The organism is Chromohalobacter beijerinckii, assembly GCF_023061185.1.
Taxonomy (GTDB): Bacteria; Pseudomonadota; Gammaproteobacteria; order Pseudomonadales; family Halomonadaceae; genus Chromohalobacter; species Chromohalobacter beijerinckii.
In genome coordinates, this window is record NZ_JAKGAK010000003.1 from 268,917 (window position 1) to 285,262 (window position 16,346).

Annotated in this window: 14 protein-coding genes; 6 read left to right on the plus strand and 8 right to left on the minus strand. The window is 62.3% G+C overall.

The genetic code is table 11. The annotated features are described in order from the left end of the window. Position 1: 1 nt before the first annotated feature. The 3 genes from glcE to L1075_RS04810 all read right to left on the minus strand — a co-directional run bounded on the left by glcE (position 2) and on the right by L1075_RS04810 (position 4,735). Entirely contained in the window at positions 2-1,126 is a 1,125-nt protein-coding gene (gene glcE, locus L1075_RS04800) for a glycolate oxidase subunit GlcE (protein ID WP_246895538.1), read from the minus strand. A gap of 170 nt (positions 1,127-1,296) precedes the next feature. Further along, the gene (gene glcD, locus L1075_RS04805) at positions 1,297-2,796 is read right to left on the minus strand and encodes a glycolate oxidase subunit GlcD (protein ID WP_246940432.1); all 1,500 of its coding nucleotides are present in this window, start codon (positions 2,794-2,796) and stop codon (positions 1,297-1,299) included. Positions 2,797-3,040: 244 nt separating this feature from the next. Further along, a complete protein-coding gene (locus L1075_RS04810; protein ID WP_246940434.1) occupies positions 3,041-4,735 on the minus strand; it encodes an L-lactate permease in 1,695 nt (564 codons plus the stop codon). A 381-nt stretch (positions 4,736-5,116) separates the two neighbouring features. Here L1075_RS04810 and L1075_RS04815 point away from each other — a divergent pair, with 381 nt between their 5' ends. Both L1075_RS04815 and L1075_RS04820 read left to right on the plus strand, forming a co-directional pair. Beyond that, positions 5,117-5,827, plus strand: coding sequence for a glutathione S-transferase N-terminal domain-containing protein (locus L1075_RS04815; RefSeq protein WP_246940437.1), 711 nt, complete (start codon positions 5,117-5,119; stop codon positions 5,825-5,827). Between the two features lie 54 nt (positions 5,828-5,881). Further along, positions 5,882-6,640, plus strand: a complete 759-nt coding sequence (locus L1075_RS04820; protein WP_246940439.1) for an SDR family NAD(P)-dependent oxidoreductase — start codon at positions 5,882-5,884, stop codon at positions 6,638-6,640. A 1-nt stretch (position 6,641) separates the two neighbouring features. Here the strand turns inward: L1075_RS04820 and L1075_RS04825 are convergent, their stop codons facing one another. The 5 genes from L1075_RS04825 to L1075_RS04845 all read right to left on the minus strand — a co-directional run bounded on the left by L1075_RS04825 (position 6,642) and on the right by L1075_RS04845 (position 11,365). Then, positions 6,642-7,061 carry a GNAT family acetyltransferase gene (locus L1075_RS04825; protein WP_246940442.1) on the minus strand — a complete coding sequence of 140 codons (420 nt, stop codon included), beginning with the start codon at positions 7,059-7,061 and terminating at the stop codon, positions 6,642-6,644. A gap of 26 nt (positions 7,062-7,087) precedes the next feature. Beyond that, positions 7,088-9,139: an FUSC family protein gene (locus tag L1075_RS04830; RefSeq protein WP_246940446.1), complete on the minus strand. Its 2,052-nt coding sequence runs from the start codon at positions 9,137-9,139 to the stop codon at positions 7,088-7,090. Positions 9,140-9,146: 7 nt separating this feature from the next. Beyond that, a complete protein-coding gene (locus L1075_RS04835; RefSeq protein WP_246940449.1) occupies positions 9,147-10,016 on the minus strand; it encodes an efflux RND transporter periplasmic adaptor subunit in 870 nt (289 codons plus the stop codon). Further along, a complete protein-coding gene (locus L1075_RS04840; protein ID WP_246940452.1) occupies positions 10,017-10,235 on the minus strand; it encodes a DUF1656 domain-containing protein in 219 nt (72 codons plus the stop codon). Positions 10,236-10,426: 191 nt separating this feature from the next. Continuing rightward, a complete protein-coding gene (locus L1075_RS04845) occupies positions 10,427-11,365 on the minus strand; it encodes a LysR family transcriptional regulator (protein ID WP_246920126.1) in 939 nt (312 codons plus the stop codon). A gap of 251 nt (positions 11,366-11,616) precedes the next feature. On the opposite strand from L1075_RS04845, the gene L1075_RS04850 reads away from it, so the two are divergent. From L1075_RS04850 to modC, 4 genes are all read left to right on the plus strand, one after another. Then, positions 11,617-13,575, plus strand: a complete 1,959-nt coding sequence (locus L1075_RS04850; RefSeq protein ID WP_246940455.1) for a ligand-gated channel protein — start codon at positions 11,617-11,619, stop codon at positions 13,573-13,575. A gap of 185 nt (positions 13,576-13,760) precedes the next feature. Next, entirely contained in the window at positions 13,761-14,561 is an 801-nt protein-coding gene (gene modA, locus L1075_RS04855) for a molybdate ABC transporter substrate-binding protein (protein ID WP_246940458.1), read from the plus strand. After that, positions 14,561-15,256: a molybdate ABC transporter permease subunit gene (gene modB, locus L1075_RS04860; protein ID WP_175575829.1), complete on the plus strand. Its 696-nt coding sequence runs from the start codon at positions 14,561-14,563 to the stop codon at positions 15,254-15,256. The genes modA and modB overlap by 1 nt, the downstream gene beginning before the upstream one ends. After that, positions 15,249-16,343, plus strand: a complete 1,095-nt coding sequence (gene modC / locus L1075_RS04865) for a molybdenum ABC transporter ATP-binding protein (RefSeq protein WP_246940460.1) — start codon at positions 15,249-15,251, stop codon at positions 16,341-16,343. Before modB ends, modC begins: the two co-directional genes overlap by 8 nt. Positions 16,344-16,346 lie beyond the last annotated feature (3 nt).

The window sequence follows — 16,346 nt, forward strand, 5'->3', positions numbered from 1 at the left end:
GCTATAGCCCCTCGTAGAGTCGCCCGGGATTGAAGATCCCCTTGGGGTCGAGCTTGGCCTTGAGCTGGCGATGATATTTGTCCATCACCACGGAAAGCGGTGTGAACGGCGCGTCGACGCCGTGCGCTCGGTCACGGTCGACAAGGGTGGCATGGCCGCCGGCCTGAGCGGCGTGCTGGCGAATCGTCGCGGCGGGAAGCTCGCTGCGCAGCCAGCGTTGGGCGCCGGCCCAGTCGACGAGCGTGTCGCCGTCGAGTGCCAGGGGCGGTGCGCGATGCGGTAGCGACAGCCGCCAGAGCGGGCGGTCGTCGTGTCGGCGCGAGAAGAACGCTAGTTCGAGTTCGCGCAGTTGCGTCCAGAACGCCGTATCGTCCGGCTCGCCACCCAGTTGCGCCTGGGTATTGGCCACCGAACTGGCACCTCCCTCGAGCCGCACATGCAAGGTCTCGCCGTCGTGGGCGGCGCCGGTGATGGGCATCGGCTTGCGTCCCCATTCGGCGAGGCGTGCCATGGCGTCGCCCAGCCCCATCTCGAGGCGCAACGTGGCGCTGGCGGCGGGGCGCGGCAACACCTTGAACGAGACCTCGTCGATGATGCCGAGCGTGCCCTGGGCGCCGACCATGAGCCGCGAGAGGTCGTAACCAGCGACGTTTTTCATGACCTCGCCACCGAAATGCAGCCGCTTGCCGTCATGGGTGATCATGCGTGTGCCGAGCACGAAATCGCGCACGCTGCCGGCCCACGGACGGCGTGGGCCGGAAAGCCCGCAGGCCACCGTGCCGCCCACGGTCGCGTTCTCGCCGAAATGAGGTGGTTCGAAGGCCAGTTGCTGTCCCTCTTGGGCCAGCACGGCTTGCAGATCGGCCAGGCGGGTGCCGGCGCGTACCGTGACCACCAGTTCGACGGGGTCGTAGTTGACGATGCCGGTGTGCTCGGCCAGCGAGAGCGTTTCGCCGGCGACCGGTCGACCATAGAACCCCTTGCTGCCACCCCCGACGAGGCGCAGCGCCGTGCCGGTCGCCGCGGCTTGGCGCACGCGTTCGAGCAGGGTCTCGCTGGCATCGTGATCGCGCGCCGGCAAGGTGCGTGCGTCCTGTGGCGGATGTTGATCCTGTGGATGCGTCATGTTGTCTCCTTCGCACGCATGCCGTTGGGGAAACACTGCATAAATGTCTGCGCGGGCAAATCACTTCGTTGTGCGGTGCGCGGCATCCTCACCTATACCCCATAGGCTCCGGTTCCTGTGCTCCGTACGCCTCGTGCTTTACACCGCTCGCCGATTTATTAAGCGCTTCCTTAGAAACGCGGCAACTCGGGGTGCGGCAGGTTGCCGTGATGCACGTGCATGGCACCGAATTCGGCGCAGCGCGCCAGCGTCGGAATGTTCTTGCCGGGATTGAGCAGCCCGAGTGGGTCGAAGGCGGCTTTGACGGCATGAAAGACCGTGATCTCGTCGGGGGAGAACTGGGCGCACATCTGGTTGATCTTTTCGCGCCCCACGCCATGCTCGCCGGTAATGCTGCCGCCGACCTCGACGCAGAGTTCGAGGATCTTACCGCCCACTTCCTCGGCCAGTGCCAGTTCTCCCGGCGCATTGGCATCGAACAGGATCAGCGGGTGCATGTTGCCGTCGCCGGCATGGAAGACATTGGCCACGCGCAGGCCGTGGGTTGCCGAGAGGTCGGCGATGCCCTTGAGCACACGCGGTAGCTCGCGCCGGGGAATGGTGCCGTCCATGCAATAATAGTCGGGCGACATGCGTCCCACCGCGGGGAAGGCGTTCTTGCGCCCGGCCCAGAAGGTGGCGCGCTCGGCGTCGTCGCGGGCGAGCCGAATGTCGGTCGCGCCGGCGGCCTCGAGCACTCGGCGAACCGTTTCGCAGTCATCATGAACGTCGGCTTCCACGCCATCCAGCTCGCACAGCAGGATGGCCTCGGCCTTCACCGGGTAGCCGGCCTTGACGAAGTTCTCGGCGGCTTGAATGGCCAGTCGGTCCATCATTTCCAGGCCGCCGGGAATGATGCCGGCGGCGATGATGTCGCCCACCGCCTTGCCGGCCTTCTCGACGTCGTCGAAGCTGGCCATCAGTACCTTGGCGCTTTCCGGCTTGGGCAGCAGTTTGACGGTGATTTCGGTGATCACGCCGAGCATGCCTTCAGAGCCGGTGAACAGCGCCAGCAGGTCGAAGCCCGGCGTATCCAGGGCTTCGCTGCCGAGCGTGATGTGCTCCCCTTCGATGGTCAGGATGTTCACCGCGAGCACGTTGTGCACGGTCAGCCCGTACTTGAGGCAGTGCACGCCCCCGGCGTTCTCGGCAACGTTGCCGCCGATCGAGCAGGCGATCTGCGAAGAAGGGTCGGGTGCGTAATACAGCCCATGGGGCGCAGCCGCCTCGGAAATCGCCAGGTTGCGCACACCGGGTTGCACGCGTGCGGTGCGGGCCTCGGGGTCGATGTCGAGAATGCGGCTGAAGCGGGACATCACCAGCAGCACTCCCTTTTCGAGGGGCAGGGCGCCACCGGAGAGGCCGGTGCCCGCGCCGCGCGTGACCACCGGAACGCCCTGGGCGTGGCAGATGCCGAGCAGGGCTTCCACCTGTTCCAGGGTATCGGGCAGTGCCACGAGCATGGGCAGCACGCGGTATGCCGAGAGGCCGTCGCATTCGAAGGGACGCAGGTCCTCCTCGCGATGCAGTAGCGTCATGTCGGGGAGGTGCGCGGTCAGATGCGTGACAAGGGCATCCTTGTCGACCGCCGGCAGCGTGCCGTCCAGGCGTTCGTCAAAGAGGATGTTCATGCGGTCTCCTTGGGCGATGCCGCCACGCGTGGGCGAGGACGTCAGGCGCATGGCGCCGGACCCCGCCGCTTATGGAAAGTGTTTCCATATTCTCTTATGGCATGCGGCCGTGCCTATTAGCCGAAAGCCTAATGATTGGAGAATTGGTCTTACCAATAATACCCCCGAAGAAAAACCCCGCCCGGCATGGCCGGGGCGGGGCGATAGTGTGGGCGATGATGTGAAAGCGCGTGGTGGTCGGGCGCTAGCCCATGAGCGGGTCGCTCACGCCGATCACGTAGAAGGCGATCAACCCGATGAGTCCCGTGAAGATCAGGTAGTACAGGGTGGGGAGGATCGTCTTGCGCAGCGTGGTGCCCTCGCGGCCCAGCAGCCCCACGGTGGCGGAGGCGGCGACCACGTTGTGGATGGCGATCATGTTGCCGGCGGCGGCGCCCACGGCCTGTAGGGCCACCATCATCGCGGTGGACACGCCCAGCGCCTCGGCGACGTTGAACTGGAAGTCCGAGAGCATCAGGTTGGACACCGCGTTGGAGCCGGCGATGAAGGCACCCAGCGCCCCGACGGCGGGGGAGAAGAACGGATAGACGTGTCCCACGCCATCGGCCACCAGTTGCGCCATGGCCACCGGCATCGAGACCAGGTCCGCCTGGTTGACGCCGGAGTTGATCAGGATGCGCACCATGGGCACGGTGAAGATCAACACGAACCCGGCGCCCAGCAGTGTCTTGGTCGACTCGCTGAAGGCCGCCCCCAGTTCGCTGGCGCGCATGCGGTGCAGCAGTACGGTGAGCAGCACGACGATGAGAATGATGCCGCCGGGAAGGTACAGCGGTTGAAGGCTGCCCGACACACCGCTCTCGCCGAGGATGTTGTTCCAGCTCACGCTGATCGATTGCAGTGCCGAAGTGACCGACGGCACGGTGCGCGAGATGACCAGCAGGACGGCCAGCAGCACGTAGGGCACCCAGCCCATGAAGATCGACATCGGTGCCTTGCCGGCGACTTGGTCCATCTTGATCTCCAGGTTTCCCAGCCATTCGTCCGGCCAGGTCGTGCTGTCGGGGAAATCCCAGGTGTCCTTGGGCAGCAGGAAGCCTTTCTTGGCGGCCGGCACGACGATGGCCAGCCCGACCAGGGCGCCGATCATTGACGGGAACTCGGGGCCCAGAACGACGCCCACCAGCGCGTACGGGACCACGAAGGCGACACCAGTGAATAGCGCGAACGGCGTGATCGACAGGCCCTCTTTCCAGGAGCGGTTAGCACCGAAGAAGCGCACCATCACGATGACCATGATCAACGGCATCAGGACCCCCACGATGGCGTGGGTGATGGCGACTTCCGATGCGATCAGTCGAAAGAAGCTTTCCCAGCTCGAGCCGTTGGCGGTCAGTTGCTCGGTAATCACGTTGCGATTGAGGCCGCCGGTGACACCGACCACGATGGGCGTGCCGACGGCACCGAAGGAGACTGGCGTGGATTGGATCATCATGCCCACGGTGACAGCCCCCAATGCAGGGAAGCCCAGCGCGACCATCAACGGCGCGGCGACGGCGGCGGGCGTGCCGAAGCCGGATGCCCCTTCGATGAAGCAGCCGAATAGCCACGCCACGATCAGCGCCTGGACGCGACGGTCGGGGCTAATGCTGGAGAAGCCGTTGCGGATGGCGGTGATCCCGCCGGAATGCTTCAAGGTATTGAGCAGCATGATGGCGCCGAAGATGATCCACAAAAGGGCCACGGTGAGGATCAACCCTTGGAACGTGGAGGCCAGCACGCGTGTGAAGGTCATGTCCCAGGCCAGTAAGGCGATCAAGGCTGTGACCAGAAACACCACAGGCATGGCGATCTTGGCCTGAACCCGAAAGCCAATCAGCAATACGCCGGCCAGCACCAATGGCAGGAAGGCGAGTAGCGAGAGCAGCGTTTGATTCATGAAAATGCCCCTGATTGTGTTGTTGTACAGCGCAAGACGGAGGCAGACGGATGTCGCCCGTCATCGAGCAAAAGATAAACGTGAAACGCGACGGAGCCAATTAGTGGATAATTGGTATTACCAATAATGACGGTAAGCTGAGAGGCTTAAAATATATTTCAAAATCAAATATCTATGTGTTCTCTTGTGACCTTCGTTGGAGGCATTCAGAGCAGTGGCGAGTCGTTTTGCGCGGTGTGAGTTCGACTAATAGACGAGTCTTTTCAAGGACATCGTGGCCAGGGTGCGTAGCGCATAGGCGCGATTGCATGGCGTGTGGTAGCGTCGACTTCCTGGGCGTGGGCGCTTCCCACGCGATGCATCTCGAGAAGGAGCGATGATATGGCGTTGCAGATGTACGAGTTGAGCGGTCGCGACGAGCGGCTGCGGTTTTCTCCCTATTGCTGGCGCGTGCGTTATGCGCTGGCACACAAGGGCCTGGAATGCGATTTCATTCCATGGCGTTTTACGCAGAAGGAAGCGATCGCGTTTTCAGGACAAGGCAAGGTGCCGGTACTCGTCGACGGTGAGACCTCGGTCACCGATAGCTACGAGATCTTCCGCTATCTGGATCGCGTATATCCCCAAAAGCCGCTGTTGGGCGACGACACGGCGGAGTCACGGGCGCGCTTCTTCAAGTTCTACAGCGAGCGGGCCCTGGCGCCGGGCATCCTGCGCACCATCGTCATGGACTTGTTCAATGTCGTGCATCCCGACGATCAGGCCTATTTTCGAGAAACGCGTGAGAAGGCGCTGGGACGCAGCCTCGAGGAAATGCATGCACCCAGCAAGGGGCTATCGGCACTCGATGCGGCCCTTGAGCCGCTGCGTGGGCGTCTCGAAGAGGCCGATTTCCTCGACGGCGAAGCGCCCGGCGGTGCCGACTACATGGTCTTCGGTCATTTCATGTGGGCACGGTGTGTCTCGGCGGCGGATCTTGTCTCCAATGCCGATCCGGTCTATGCCTGGATCGAGCGCATGCTGGATCAGCATGGTGGCGTAGGTCGCAATGCCACGCGCATCGTCGATATCGAGGGCGGCTATCCTGGTTGATGGCGCTGTGAACGTACCATGAGTGGCAGGGCGTGCGTGGATAAGGAGCAAAGCATGAGCGATATCGTATTGATTACTGGCGCGACCTCGGGCTTCGGGCGTGCCGCGGCACGGCGTTTCGCCGAGGCTGGCTGGTCGTTGATTCTCACCGGTCGGCGCGCGGAGCGTCTCGAGGATCTCGAGAAGGAGCTAAGCGACAAGGTGCCCGTGCATACCGCGGTGCTCGACGTGCGCGATGCCGAGGCGATCAAGGGCGTCGTTGCGGCGTTGCCGGAGGGTTTCCGCGCGGTCAAGGCGCTGATCAACAATGCCGGCTTGGCCCTGGCACCGGAGCCGGCGCAGAAGGCGGATCTGGACGACTGGCATACGATGATCGATACCAACATCACCGGGTTGGTCAACGTGACGCATGCGCTGCTGCCTACGCTGATCGAGACCGGAGCCGGCGCAAGTATCGTCAACCTGGGCTCGGTCGCGGGGCAGTGGCCGTATCCGGGGAGTCACGTTTACGGCGCGAGCAAGGCCTTCGTGCAGCAGTTCACCTATAACCTGCGTTGCGATCTGCAAGGCACCGGCGTGCGGGTCACCGATATCGCGCCGGGCATGGCCGAAACCGAGTTCACGCTGGTGCGCACTGGCGGCGATCAGGCGGCCTCCGACAAGCTTTACGGTGACACCACGCCACTCGAGGCCGAGGATATCGCCGAGCTGATCTGCTATACGGTATCGTTGCCGGCGCACGTCAACATCAACCGCCTCGAAGTCATGCCGACGCGCCAGGCATGGTCGGCCTTCGCCGTCGACCGCGACTGAGTCAGTCGTCTGCGATCAAGCGCTTGCCAAGGGTCACGAAGTCACCATCGTCGTACCCTTGGCGGCGGTAATACTCGACGAGCTCGGGGTGTTCGTTGCGGACCATCAGCATCAGCTTTGGGCAGCCCCGGGCTTGCAAGGCGCGTTCCACGGCGGCGAGCAGAGACGTGCCGAGCCCTTGCCCCTGATGGTCGGGGTGGATCGCGAGGTAATGCACCCAGCCGCGATGCCCGTCGTAGCCCGCCATGGCACTGGCGATCACCGTGCCCGCCTCTACTCCAACCAGAAACAGACTGGGGTCTTCCGCCAGCTTGCGCGCGATGTCGCGGCGTGGGTCGTTCCATGGACGCGTTAGCTCGCAGCGTTCCCAGAGCACAATGACGCTCTCTTCATCGACAGGCTGAAAAGGTCGAATCTGCATATGTTCCTCTCGCAGGGTGCCGGCCATCAGGCGGTCTTGGCCGTGGCAGTGGCCGGTGTCTGACGTTCGGCCATGACCTCGGCCTGTCGTTCCAGCACCAAGACTAGTCGCTCGATCAAACCTTCGAGGAGCTTGCGCGCGTCTTCCTCGATGCCGCCATGGCGTGCGATGGCGTCGTCCAGGGCTTGGCCGGCCTCGCTTATTCCCTGGGGCGAGCGGCCATGGGCACTGTCCTCGAAGCCGTTGGCCAGCGTGTCCAGGAGATGTCGCATGGCGTCGCGCACGGGCGGTGCGGCATCGTCCAGGCGATGGCGCAGGCGCAAACACGAGCGCCCCAGGTCGAGGCCGTTGAGGCCGATCATGAATAGATGGCGATGATCCTCGGGCAGCATATCGTCGTGCCGTGCGAGTTGCAGTAGGCGGTCGGCCATGCGACCGCTGAAGCGGCTTTCGGCTTCATGTAAAGGCTGCTGATCGATATATCGCAGGTCGTGACTGATGGCGCCGATCAACCGCCGACGCCTGATCGGTGTCCCCAGACCGGGGAACAGGCGGAAGCCCATTACCACGGCGCTGAGTCCGACAATGACGGCGATGGCGCGATTGGCGAAGCTGTCAAAAGAGAAGTCCATCCCGTTGCCGGGCATGGTCAGTAGGATATTGAAGATGGTGAAGGCCAGGCAGTAACCCATCAACCGAGGGTTGGAGGCGCCGAGCAGCCCCAGGAACAGGGGCGTGACGAACAGCATGGCGAGCATGGGAAAGCCGTTGGCCTGCGACAGCAGGACATGCCCGAACAGGAAGGCACTGGGCAACGCTGCCAGCATGCCCTTGAAGAACATCATGCAGATCGTCACGGGGTTGTCGCGCGTGGCGAAGAAGGCCGAGAACAGGGTGCCGAGCAGCATGGCCACCTGGCCGTTGTTCCAGTGGGTCTGCAGCCAGAACACCGCCAGGCATGAGAAGACCAGCCCTGCGCGGCCGGCGTTGAGCAGCGCCACCAGATGATCACGGTGCCAGGAAAGCGAGCCGCCGCGTAGTTGTTTACGCCCCGGGTGGGCGATGGCCTCGCGCGCGTCGAGCATGATCATGGCATGACCGAGTACTTCACGCAGCGCCAGAATGACACGGCGCTGCAAGGGATCGAGCTGAGTATCGGCGTAGGCGTGCGCCCGCTTGCGAAGCTCCTGCAACTGTTGGCGTGCCGCCGGGACGCCTTGCACGTGCTCGGCGTTGCGAAAGCCATCGGCGATCTCGCTGGCCAACTGGTGCAGGGGCGTGCTGATACGCTCGCGATGATCGTGCAGCAACTGATAAAGCGCGCCCAGTGTGGCGAAGAAACGCAACGTGCGCCGGGTGAGAACGTGGGTGGCACGCATACGCCCGTTGCCATCGGGCCCCTCGTAGCGCGCTGCTTGGCTATCGGTCTCGAGCATGGTCAATGGCTCGAGGCTGGCGGTCAGCGACTGCTGCATGGCCTCGGGGTCATCGCTGGCATCGAGCCGCTGTCCGGCATGTGTGAAGGACTGGTTGATGACTTCGTCGGCCTGCCCAGCGAGATGATCCTTGACGCGCGTGGGCCACAGCAAGGCACTGACCAGGGTGGCACACAGCGCACCGAGGCCGAGTTCGGATAGCCGCGCCACGGCGATGTCGAAGATGCCACTCGGAGGCTGGTTGGCGGAAATCACCACGATCAGCATCGCGGTCACGGCGCCCATGATGCAGCCATAGGAAAAGTTGTTGCGCAACAGCGAGCTGCCGTAGGTACAGAGCATGATCCACAGGGTCAGCGTAATCAGCGCGGGCACGCGTGCCTGGGCGAAGAAGGCCATGATGACGATACCGACCAGCGCACCGATGAGCGTGCCACCGATCTGGCAGATGCCCTTTTCGACGACCATGCCGCTCATTGGGCGAATCTGCAGAAAGGCTGCCGAGATCAACGCCCAATAGGGACGGTCGAGATCGCACCATAGTGCGATGTAAAGCGCCAGCAGCATCGCCAGGGTGGTCTTGGTGGCGAACTGCAGCGACGCCTTCGAGGGAGTGAGGTAGGTTTCGATCCAGGGCGACATGGGCGGCTCAGTCTGCGTCCGTGTCGTCGACGATATGGATGGTGGCGGTCATGCCGGCACTGAGCAGCGTCTCGTCGGGGACCTCATCGAGGGCGATGCGCACTGGAATCCGCTGCGCTAGCCTGACCCAATTGAAGGTCGGCTCGACCTGGGGCAAGAGCTGATCGTTGGGCGAGGTATTGCTATCGGCGATCCCACGACCGATTCCCGTGACATGGCCACGCAACTCGGTATCGCCGTTCATCAGCGTGATCCTGGCGGTGTCGCCTTCATCGATACGCGACATCTTGGTCTCTTCGAAATACCCGGTCACATAGTAGGAATCCGATTTGACCAGCGCCATCACCGCATTGCCGGCCGAGACGTAGTTGCCCTCGGTAAGACGCAGATTGAGGATATGCCCGTCGGCGGGTGCCTCGACCACGGTCCGCTTCAGGTCGAGCTGGGCGCTTTCCAGATCGGCCTGGGCCTCGTCGAGATTGGCTTTTGCCACGCGGGTATCGATGCGCGCGACTTCGCGATCCTCGCTGCTGATGGCCTGATTGCTCAGGTTGTTGCGCCGGTTCTCCTCGTGTCGCTTGAGCTCCAACTGCGCCTGGTTCAACGCGACCACGGCCTGGGCTTTGTCGACCGCCGCTTGATAACGCGCCTGGTCGATCTGGAACAGAGTGTCGCCTTGCTCGACTTGTTGTGTATCACTTACTGGCAATTGGCGCACCCAGCCGGAAACATCCGGGGCGATCGTGACGACGTCGGCGCGAACGCGACCATCGCGGGTCCACGGCGTATAAAGGTAATAATGCCAAAGCCAGACGCCGGCAGCGACGGCCAGTGCCACGACAACGAGAGTGATCAGCATGCGTAGCGGTGTGCGCATTTAAACGATTCCAGCTGTGGACGAGAAGGCAAAGGCGACGGCGGCGGTAATGATGACGAACAAGGCGGCATCGAACCACGCTTCGAACCACGGGATATGTTGCCCGACGAGTCGGTGCAACACGGTACGCACGATGAGTGCGCCGATGAAGCCTAACAAGGCATAGATGAGCAGCGGACTGAGATAAATACCCCCTACAGCGATTTCCTTGAGACCCATTCCCTCTCCCGTTCGCCAAGGCAAGCGAATATATTAGCACGCTATCGAAATGCGCGACACCTGCATATCAGCATTTCGCATGAACCGACCTTCGCATGGACCAACTTCTACATGAACCAGTCTTTTATATGCACGCATCTTTTATATGAACGTGCATTTTTAAAAGAGTACAGCATGCCATTTTGAGGTTGTCAGTCTAGCGTGAAAACGCGCTCGGGCGGGATAGGCGAATGCAGGCGCCAGCTCTCTGGAACGGTCTGGCGGATCTGCTCGAGAAGCGTAACGCTCTTGCGGGGCAAACGTCCGAATGGATAGAGCAGGGTGATGGGAAGCGATGAGGGCGCCCATTCTGCGAGGCAAGGCGCCAGGCTGCCAGGATGATGCTGCAGGCGTTTCTCGGCCATCCAGTGGGGAAGAAGGCCTAGGCCGCGCCCCCGCGCGATGGCATCGATATGCAGCACGTATTGATCCACGTGCAGGCGTGACGGTGGCAGTGTGATCCGGGTCTCTCCTTCACGGGCGTGATGCAACGTTACGCCTTGTTCGCTGGTGCCAAGCAGGTCGACCCAGGCGTGTTCGGTCAGTTCGCGGGGGTGGTGAGGCATGCCATGGCGCCGGAAGTAGTCGGGATGCGCGTAGACCCCGCGACGCATGTAGCCGAGCGTCTCCTGACGCAGGCCGCAGTCGGCGACGTCGCCTAGCCACAGGCACAGGGTTTCGTCTTCGGGGCCCGTAGGCGGGGTCAAACGGGTATGCAGGTTCAGGCGCACGCCTGGGTGACGTGCCACGAAATCCTCCATTTGCTGGCTGAACCAGCCACGCGCGAAGGCATTATGCACCTCGACCGTCAATTCTCCGCTGACATCCGCGCGCAAGTCGTCGAGTGCCTGCTGGCCTTGCTCAGCGAGATGCAGGATCTGCTGGCTGTAGGCGAGAAACAGCGTACCGGCTTCGGTGGGAAGCAGTCGGTTGGCTTGTCGCCGAAGTAGCGGCTGGCCCAGCCGTTCCTCCAACTGACTTATACGTCGACTGAGGGTCGACTTCGCTAGCCCCAGTTCGCGGGCACTAGAAGTCAGACTGCCGGACGCCATGACCGAGGCGAACGCGGTCAGTTCATCGAGATCGTGCATGCCATAGGCCATCGTCAGTGTGATGCGTGGAGTAGGTCACTATTCTGGCATATTGCATGACGTTTTTGAAAATCATTAACGCCTGTAATGGCCTCTCGTTGCGTTGCGGATTGTGAAACGCCCCGTCCCGTGGCCTGTTGTTGTTCCTTGTGAAAGAATCTAAATGATAAAAATTCGCATTAAATTTTAAAACATCACGCAAGAGTCCCGGAAGCAGCCGGGGCGGGATTCATCAGGGAGAACAACGCACCATGTCCTACCTTCCACGTCTATCGACGTTGGCGCTAGCCGTTACCGCCTGTAGCACGCCCTTGGCGTATGCTGCCGATGACGACGTCGAGTTGAATGACGTCGTCGTCACTGCCAGCGGTCACGAGCAGCAGGTCAAGAACGCGCCGGCTTCGATCAGCGTCATTGATCGCGAAGCGCTGGAAAACAAGCATTACCGCGATATCACCGATGCCTTGAAGGATGTACCGGGCGTTATGGTCACCGGCGGCGGTTCGTCCCAGGACATCAGCCTGCGCGGCATGGGATCTAAATACACGCTGATTCTGGTCGATGGCAAGCGTCAGGGCTCGCGGGAGACGCGCCCCAACAGCGATGGGCCTGGCATCGAGCAGGGCTGGCTGCCGCCGCTGTCGGCCATCGAGCGCATCGAGGTGATTCGTGGGCCGATGTCTTCGCTATACGGCTCCGATGCGCTGGGGGGCGTGATCAACGTCATCACCCGCAAGGTCGCCAAGGAGTGGAACGGCAGCGTGACCGCCGAAACCACGATTCAGGAAGATAGCGACTCCGGCGATATCAATCAGACTCGCTTCTATGTCGGTGGGCCACTCAAGGACGATGTACTGGGCTTGGAGGTGTACGGCCAGTATTCGCAGCGCAACGAGGACGAGATCGAAAACGGCTACAACGACCAGAGCATGAGAAACGGCACTGCCAAGCTCACCTGGACACCGACGGACCGCCAGACGCTCGACTTCGAAGCCGGCGTCAACAAGCAGGAGCGTACTACTAATCCGGGGAAGTCTAGTGCTGCTTCGAATACACGCAGTGAGACAGGCTATATTCGCCGCCACTATGCTGTGACTCACCAGGGGCGCTGGGATTTCGGCACGTCGGACAGCTACGTGCAGCGCGAGGAGATCGATAATCCGTCACGCGATATGGCGTACGAAAGCACAGTGTTCAACTCCCAGACCGTGATGCCGTTGGGGGCGCATATTCTGACCCTGGGCGGGCAGTACGAGAAGCAGGAACTGACCGATGGGGGTAACGAGGCGGGTGACTTGGATGAATTGACGCGCTGGCAGTGGGCGCTGTTCCTGGAAGACGAGTGGCTGCTCACCGAGGATTTCTCGCTGACCGGCGGTGCGCGCCTCAACAAGGATGAGAACTACGGCACGCATTGGTCGCCGCGTTTGTATGGCGTATGGAATGTCGCACCTGAGTGGACGGTCAAGGGTGGCGTGACCAGTGGCTATCGGGCGCCGGATCTGCGTCAGTCCTCTCCTGGCTGGGGGCAGGCCACGGGTGGGCGCAATGGCAATGCCGTGATTCTGGGGAATCCAGACTTGAAACCGGAGGAAAGCCTCAGCCATGAACTGGGGGTGATTTGGGATAACCAGCAGGGTACTCAGGCTGGGCTGACCGTATTCCACACTGACTTCGAGGACAAGATCACCGAAGAGCGTATCTGCGATCAAAGTGCAGGGGATGCCAGCTGCCTCTACGATGGGCATGACTACGACTTCATTAGCGAGAGATATAACGTCGACGAGGTCACCATGCAAGGTGTCGAGGCGACGCTGACCCTGCCGCTGGGAATGGATTACTCGTTGAGCGCCAATTACACCTACACCGATTCCGAGCAGAAGAGCGGCCAATATGAAGGCAAGCCGCTCAACAATCTGCCCAAGCATATGGCCAATGCTACGCTGAATTGGCAGCCGGAAGGACCGCTTTCAGCCTGGACGCGGGTCAATTATCGCGGCCGTACGAGCGAGGGAACGGGCCACCGGGGTGTCGAGGAGAAGATTCCTTCCTACACCTTCGTCGATGTCGGGACTGCCTATCGCTTGACCGAAAGCGCCACGCTGTTCGGCGGCGTCTACAACATTTTGGACAAGGACGTGAATTACGAAGACTTCCAGAAGGTGCTGGATGGTCGCCGCTATAACGCGGGCATCCGCGTCGAGTTCTAAGCGTTTATCGATACGCCGATGAGTGTTTCATGGGAGGCCTTGGGCCTCCCTTTTCGTGCGTGCGTGTGCAGCCAATATCGGCGTGTGAGTGAGCGTGACCTGCCCGGCGTAGGACGTTCATGCTATTTTCGTGATGCGAATGGGTCGGTTACGCGTACTTAAATATTGGTTATCGGGAGAGTCGTATGTTGCGTCGTTCATTGGTTCGCACCTGTCTCGCTTGTGGCGCCGTTCTGCTGCTGGGGCTGGGCAGTGCTTCGGCGCAGGCTGCCGAGCGCGTGACCTTGTTTGCGGCGGCCTCGTTGACCGATGCCGTGGATGCGCTGGCCGAGCGTTACATGCGCGATCATGATGTCGAGGTCGTTCCCGTTTACGCCGCTTCATCGACACTGGCTCGACAGATCGCCAACGGTGCACCGGCGGCCGTGTATCTCTCGGCCAATGAGCGCTGGATGGACTGGCTCGACGCGCAGGAGGGGATCACGCTTTCGCATCGCCACGATGTGCTGAGCAATCGCCTGGCTCTGATTGCGCCTCGGGACAGCGATCTCGAGGACTTCACACCGGATGAGACCGCCTCGATCGCCGAACGGTTGGGAGAGGGGCGCCTGGCACTCGGCAACCCGGAGCATGTCCCCGCGGGGATCTATGCCAAACAGGCGCTGACATCGCTCGGTCAATGGATGTCGCTCGCGCCACGGCTAGCGCGTGCCGACAACGTGCGTAGTGCCTTGGCACTGGTCGAGCGTGGCGAGGCACCGTTGGGTGTCGTCTATGCCAGCGATGCCCAAGCCAGCGACAAGGTCAAGACGCTAGGCCTGTTCCCGGACGCGTCCCATGAGCCGATTATCTATCCGATGGCATTGATCGGCGACGCACCGAGTGATGCGGCCAAGTCTCTGGCGGATTGGCTCGATGGCCGTCAGGCGGCCGCGATCTTTCAACGCTTTGGCTTTGCGAGCGTGGCGGCGGAAGACGCGTCATAATGCTGACACCGCTGGAATGGGAAGCGCTGTCCCTGAGTCTGCGGGTTTCCGGTGTCGCGGTGGCTGCGATCCTGCTGCCGGGGCTGGGCATGGCCTATGTGTTGGCGCGTTTCGACTTTCCGGGCAAGACACTTCTCGATGGCATCGTGCATTTGCCGTTGGTGCTGCCGCCGGTAGTAGTGGGGTATCTACTGCTGGTGTCGCTGGGGCGACAAGGCACGCTGGGCCAATGGCTGCACGAAACGCTGGGCGTGAGTCTTCCCTTTACCTGGCAAGGGGCGGCACTTGCTGGGGCGGTGATGGCGTTTCCATTGCTGGTACGTGCCGTGCGCCTGTCGCTGGAGTCGGTCGATCGCAAGCTGGAGGAAGCGGCGCGCACGCTCGGCGCGAGCCGTTGGAAGACCTTTCTGACGGTGACCCTGCCGCTGATATTGCCGGGCATTCTGACCGGCGGCGTGCTGGCGTTCGCACGCTCGCTATCCGAGTTTGGCGCGACGATTACCTTTGCCTCCAACATCCCCGGTGAGACGCGCACTTTGCCGCTGGCGCTTTACAGCCTGGTGCAAACGCCCGGAAAAGAGGCCGCGGCAGCGCGGCTGTGTGTGATCTCGGTGATCGTGGCGTTGATCGCGTTGGTGGCGTCGGAATGGTTGGCGCGGCGTGCGCGCCGGCGTCTGGAGGGACGCCATGCTTGAGGCGAAGGTCTCGCAACGGCTGGGCGATTTCACGCTCGATACCTCGCTGGCGGTGCCGGCGGAAGGCGTCACGGCCTTGTTCGGACGCTCTGGTAGCGGCAAGAGCAGCCTGATTCGGCTGATCGCCGGATTGGGCGTGCCGGATAGTGGCAGTATTCGGTTGGGCGATACATGGCTGGTGGATACCCAGCGTCGCCGTTGGGTGCCGCCCCACCGGCGCCAGCTGGGCGTCGTATTTCAGGAAGCGCGACTGTTTCCACATTATTCGGTGCGCGGCAACCTACGCTACGGTATGCCGCGCGCGGCGCGCGCGGATTTCGATGACCTTGTCGAGCTTCTGGGTATCGGCCATTTGCTATCGCGTACGCCGGGGCTGCTGTCGGGAGGCGAGGCACGGCGCGTGGCTATCGGTCGGGCGTTGCTGTCGCGCCCGCGCATGCTGCTGATGGACGAGCCGCTTACCGGGTTGGATGGGGTGCGCAAGCAGGAGCTCCTGCACTATATCCGGCGCTTGGCGCGCGACACTGGCGTGCCGATTCTCTTCGTTAGCCATGACACGCGTGAAATCGGGGCGCTGGCTGATCGTGTGGCATTGATCGAGGAGGGGCGCGTGATGGCCAGCGGGCCGGTGGACGAGATGTTTGCACGCCTCGATCTGGGACCGCGCACAGGGCACTTCGAGGCGTCCTCGTTGCTCGAGGCACGTATCGTCGCGCACGACGAGGCGCTTTGTTTGACGCGTTTGGCGCTGCCGGGCATGCCCGAGGGCGAGATGCTGAGCGTCGCGCGTCTCGAGGGGAGGGTCGGTGATGCGGTGCGCTTGCGACTTCGAGCGCGCGATGTGGGCGTCACCTCCACGCGGACGCCGCCGATGCCGGATGTCGATTGCCTACCGGCGACGCTGCGAGAGATCGGTGATGAAACCCACGGTCCCTTCGTCGAGGTGATGCTGGACGTCGGCGGGCAGGCGCTGCGGGCGCGTCTCACCCGTGAAGCGGTCAGCCAAATGGGGCTGCATACGGGCCAAGCGTTGCAGGCGCGGCTGCGTAGCGTGACGATTTCCCGCCATGATGTGATTGTGATGTGAGTG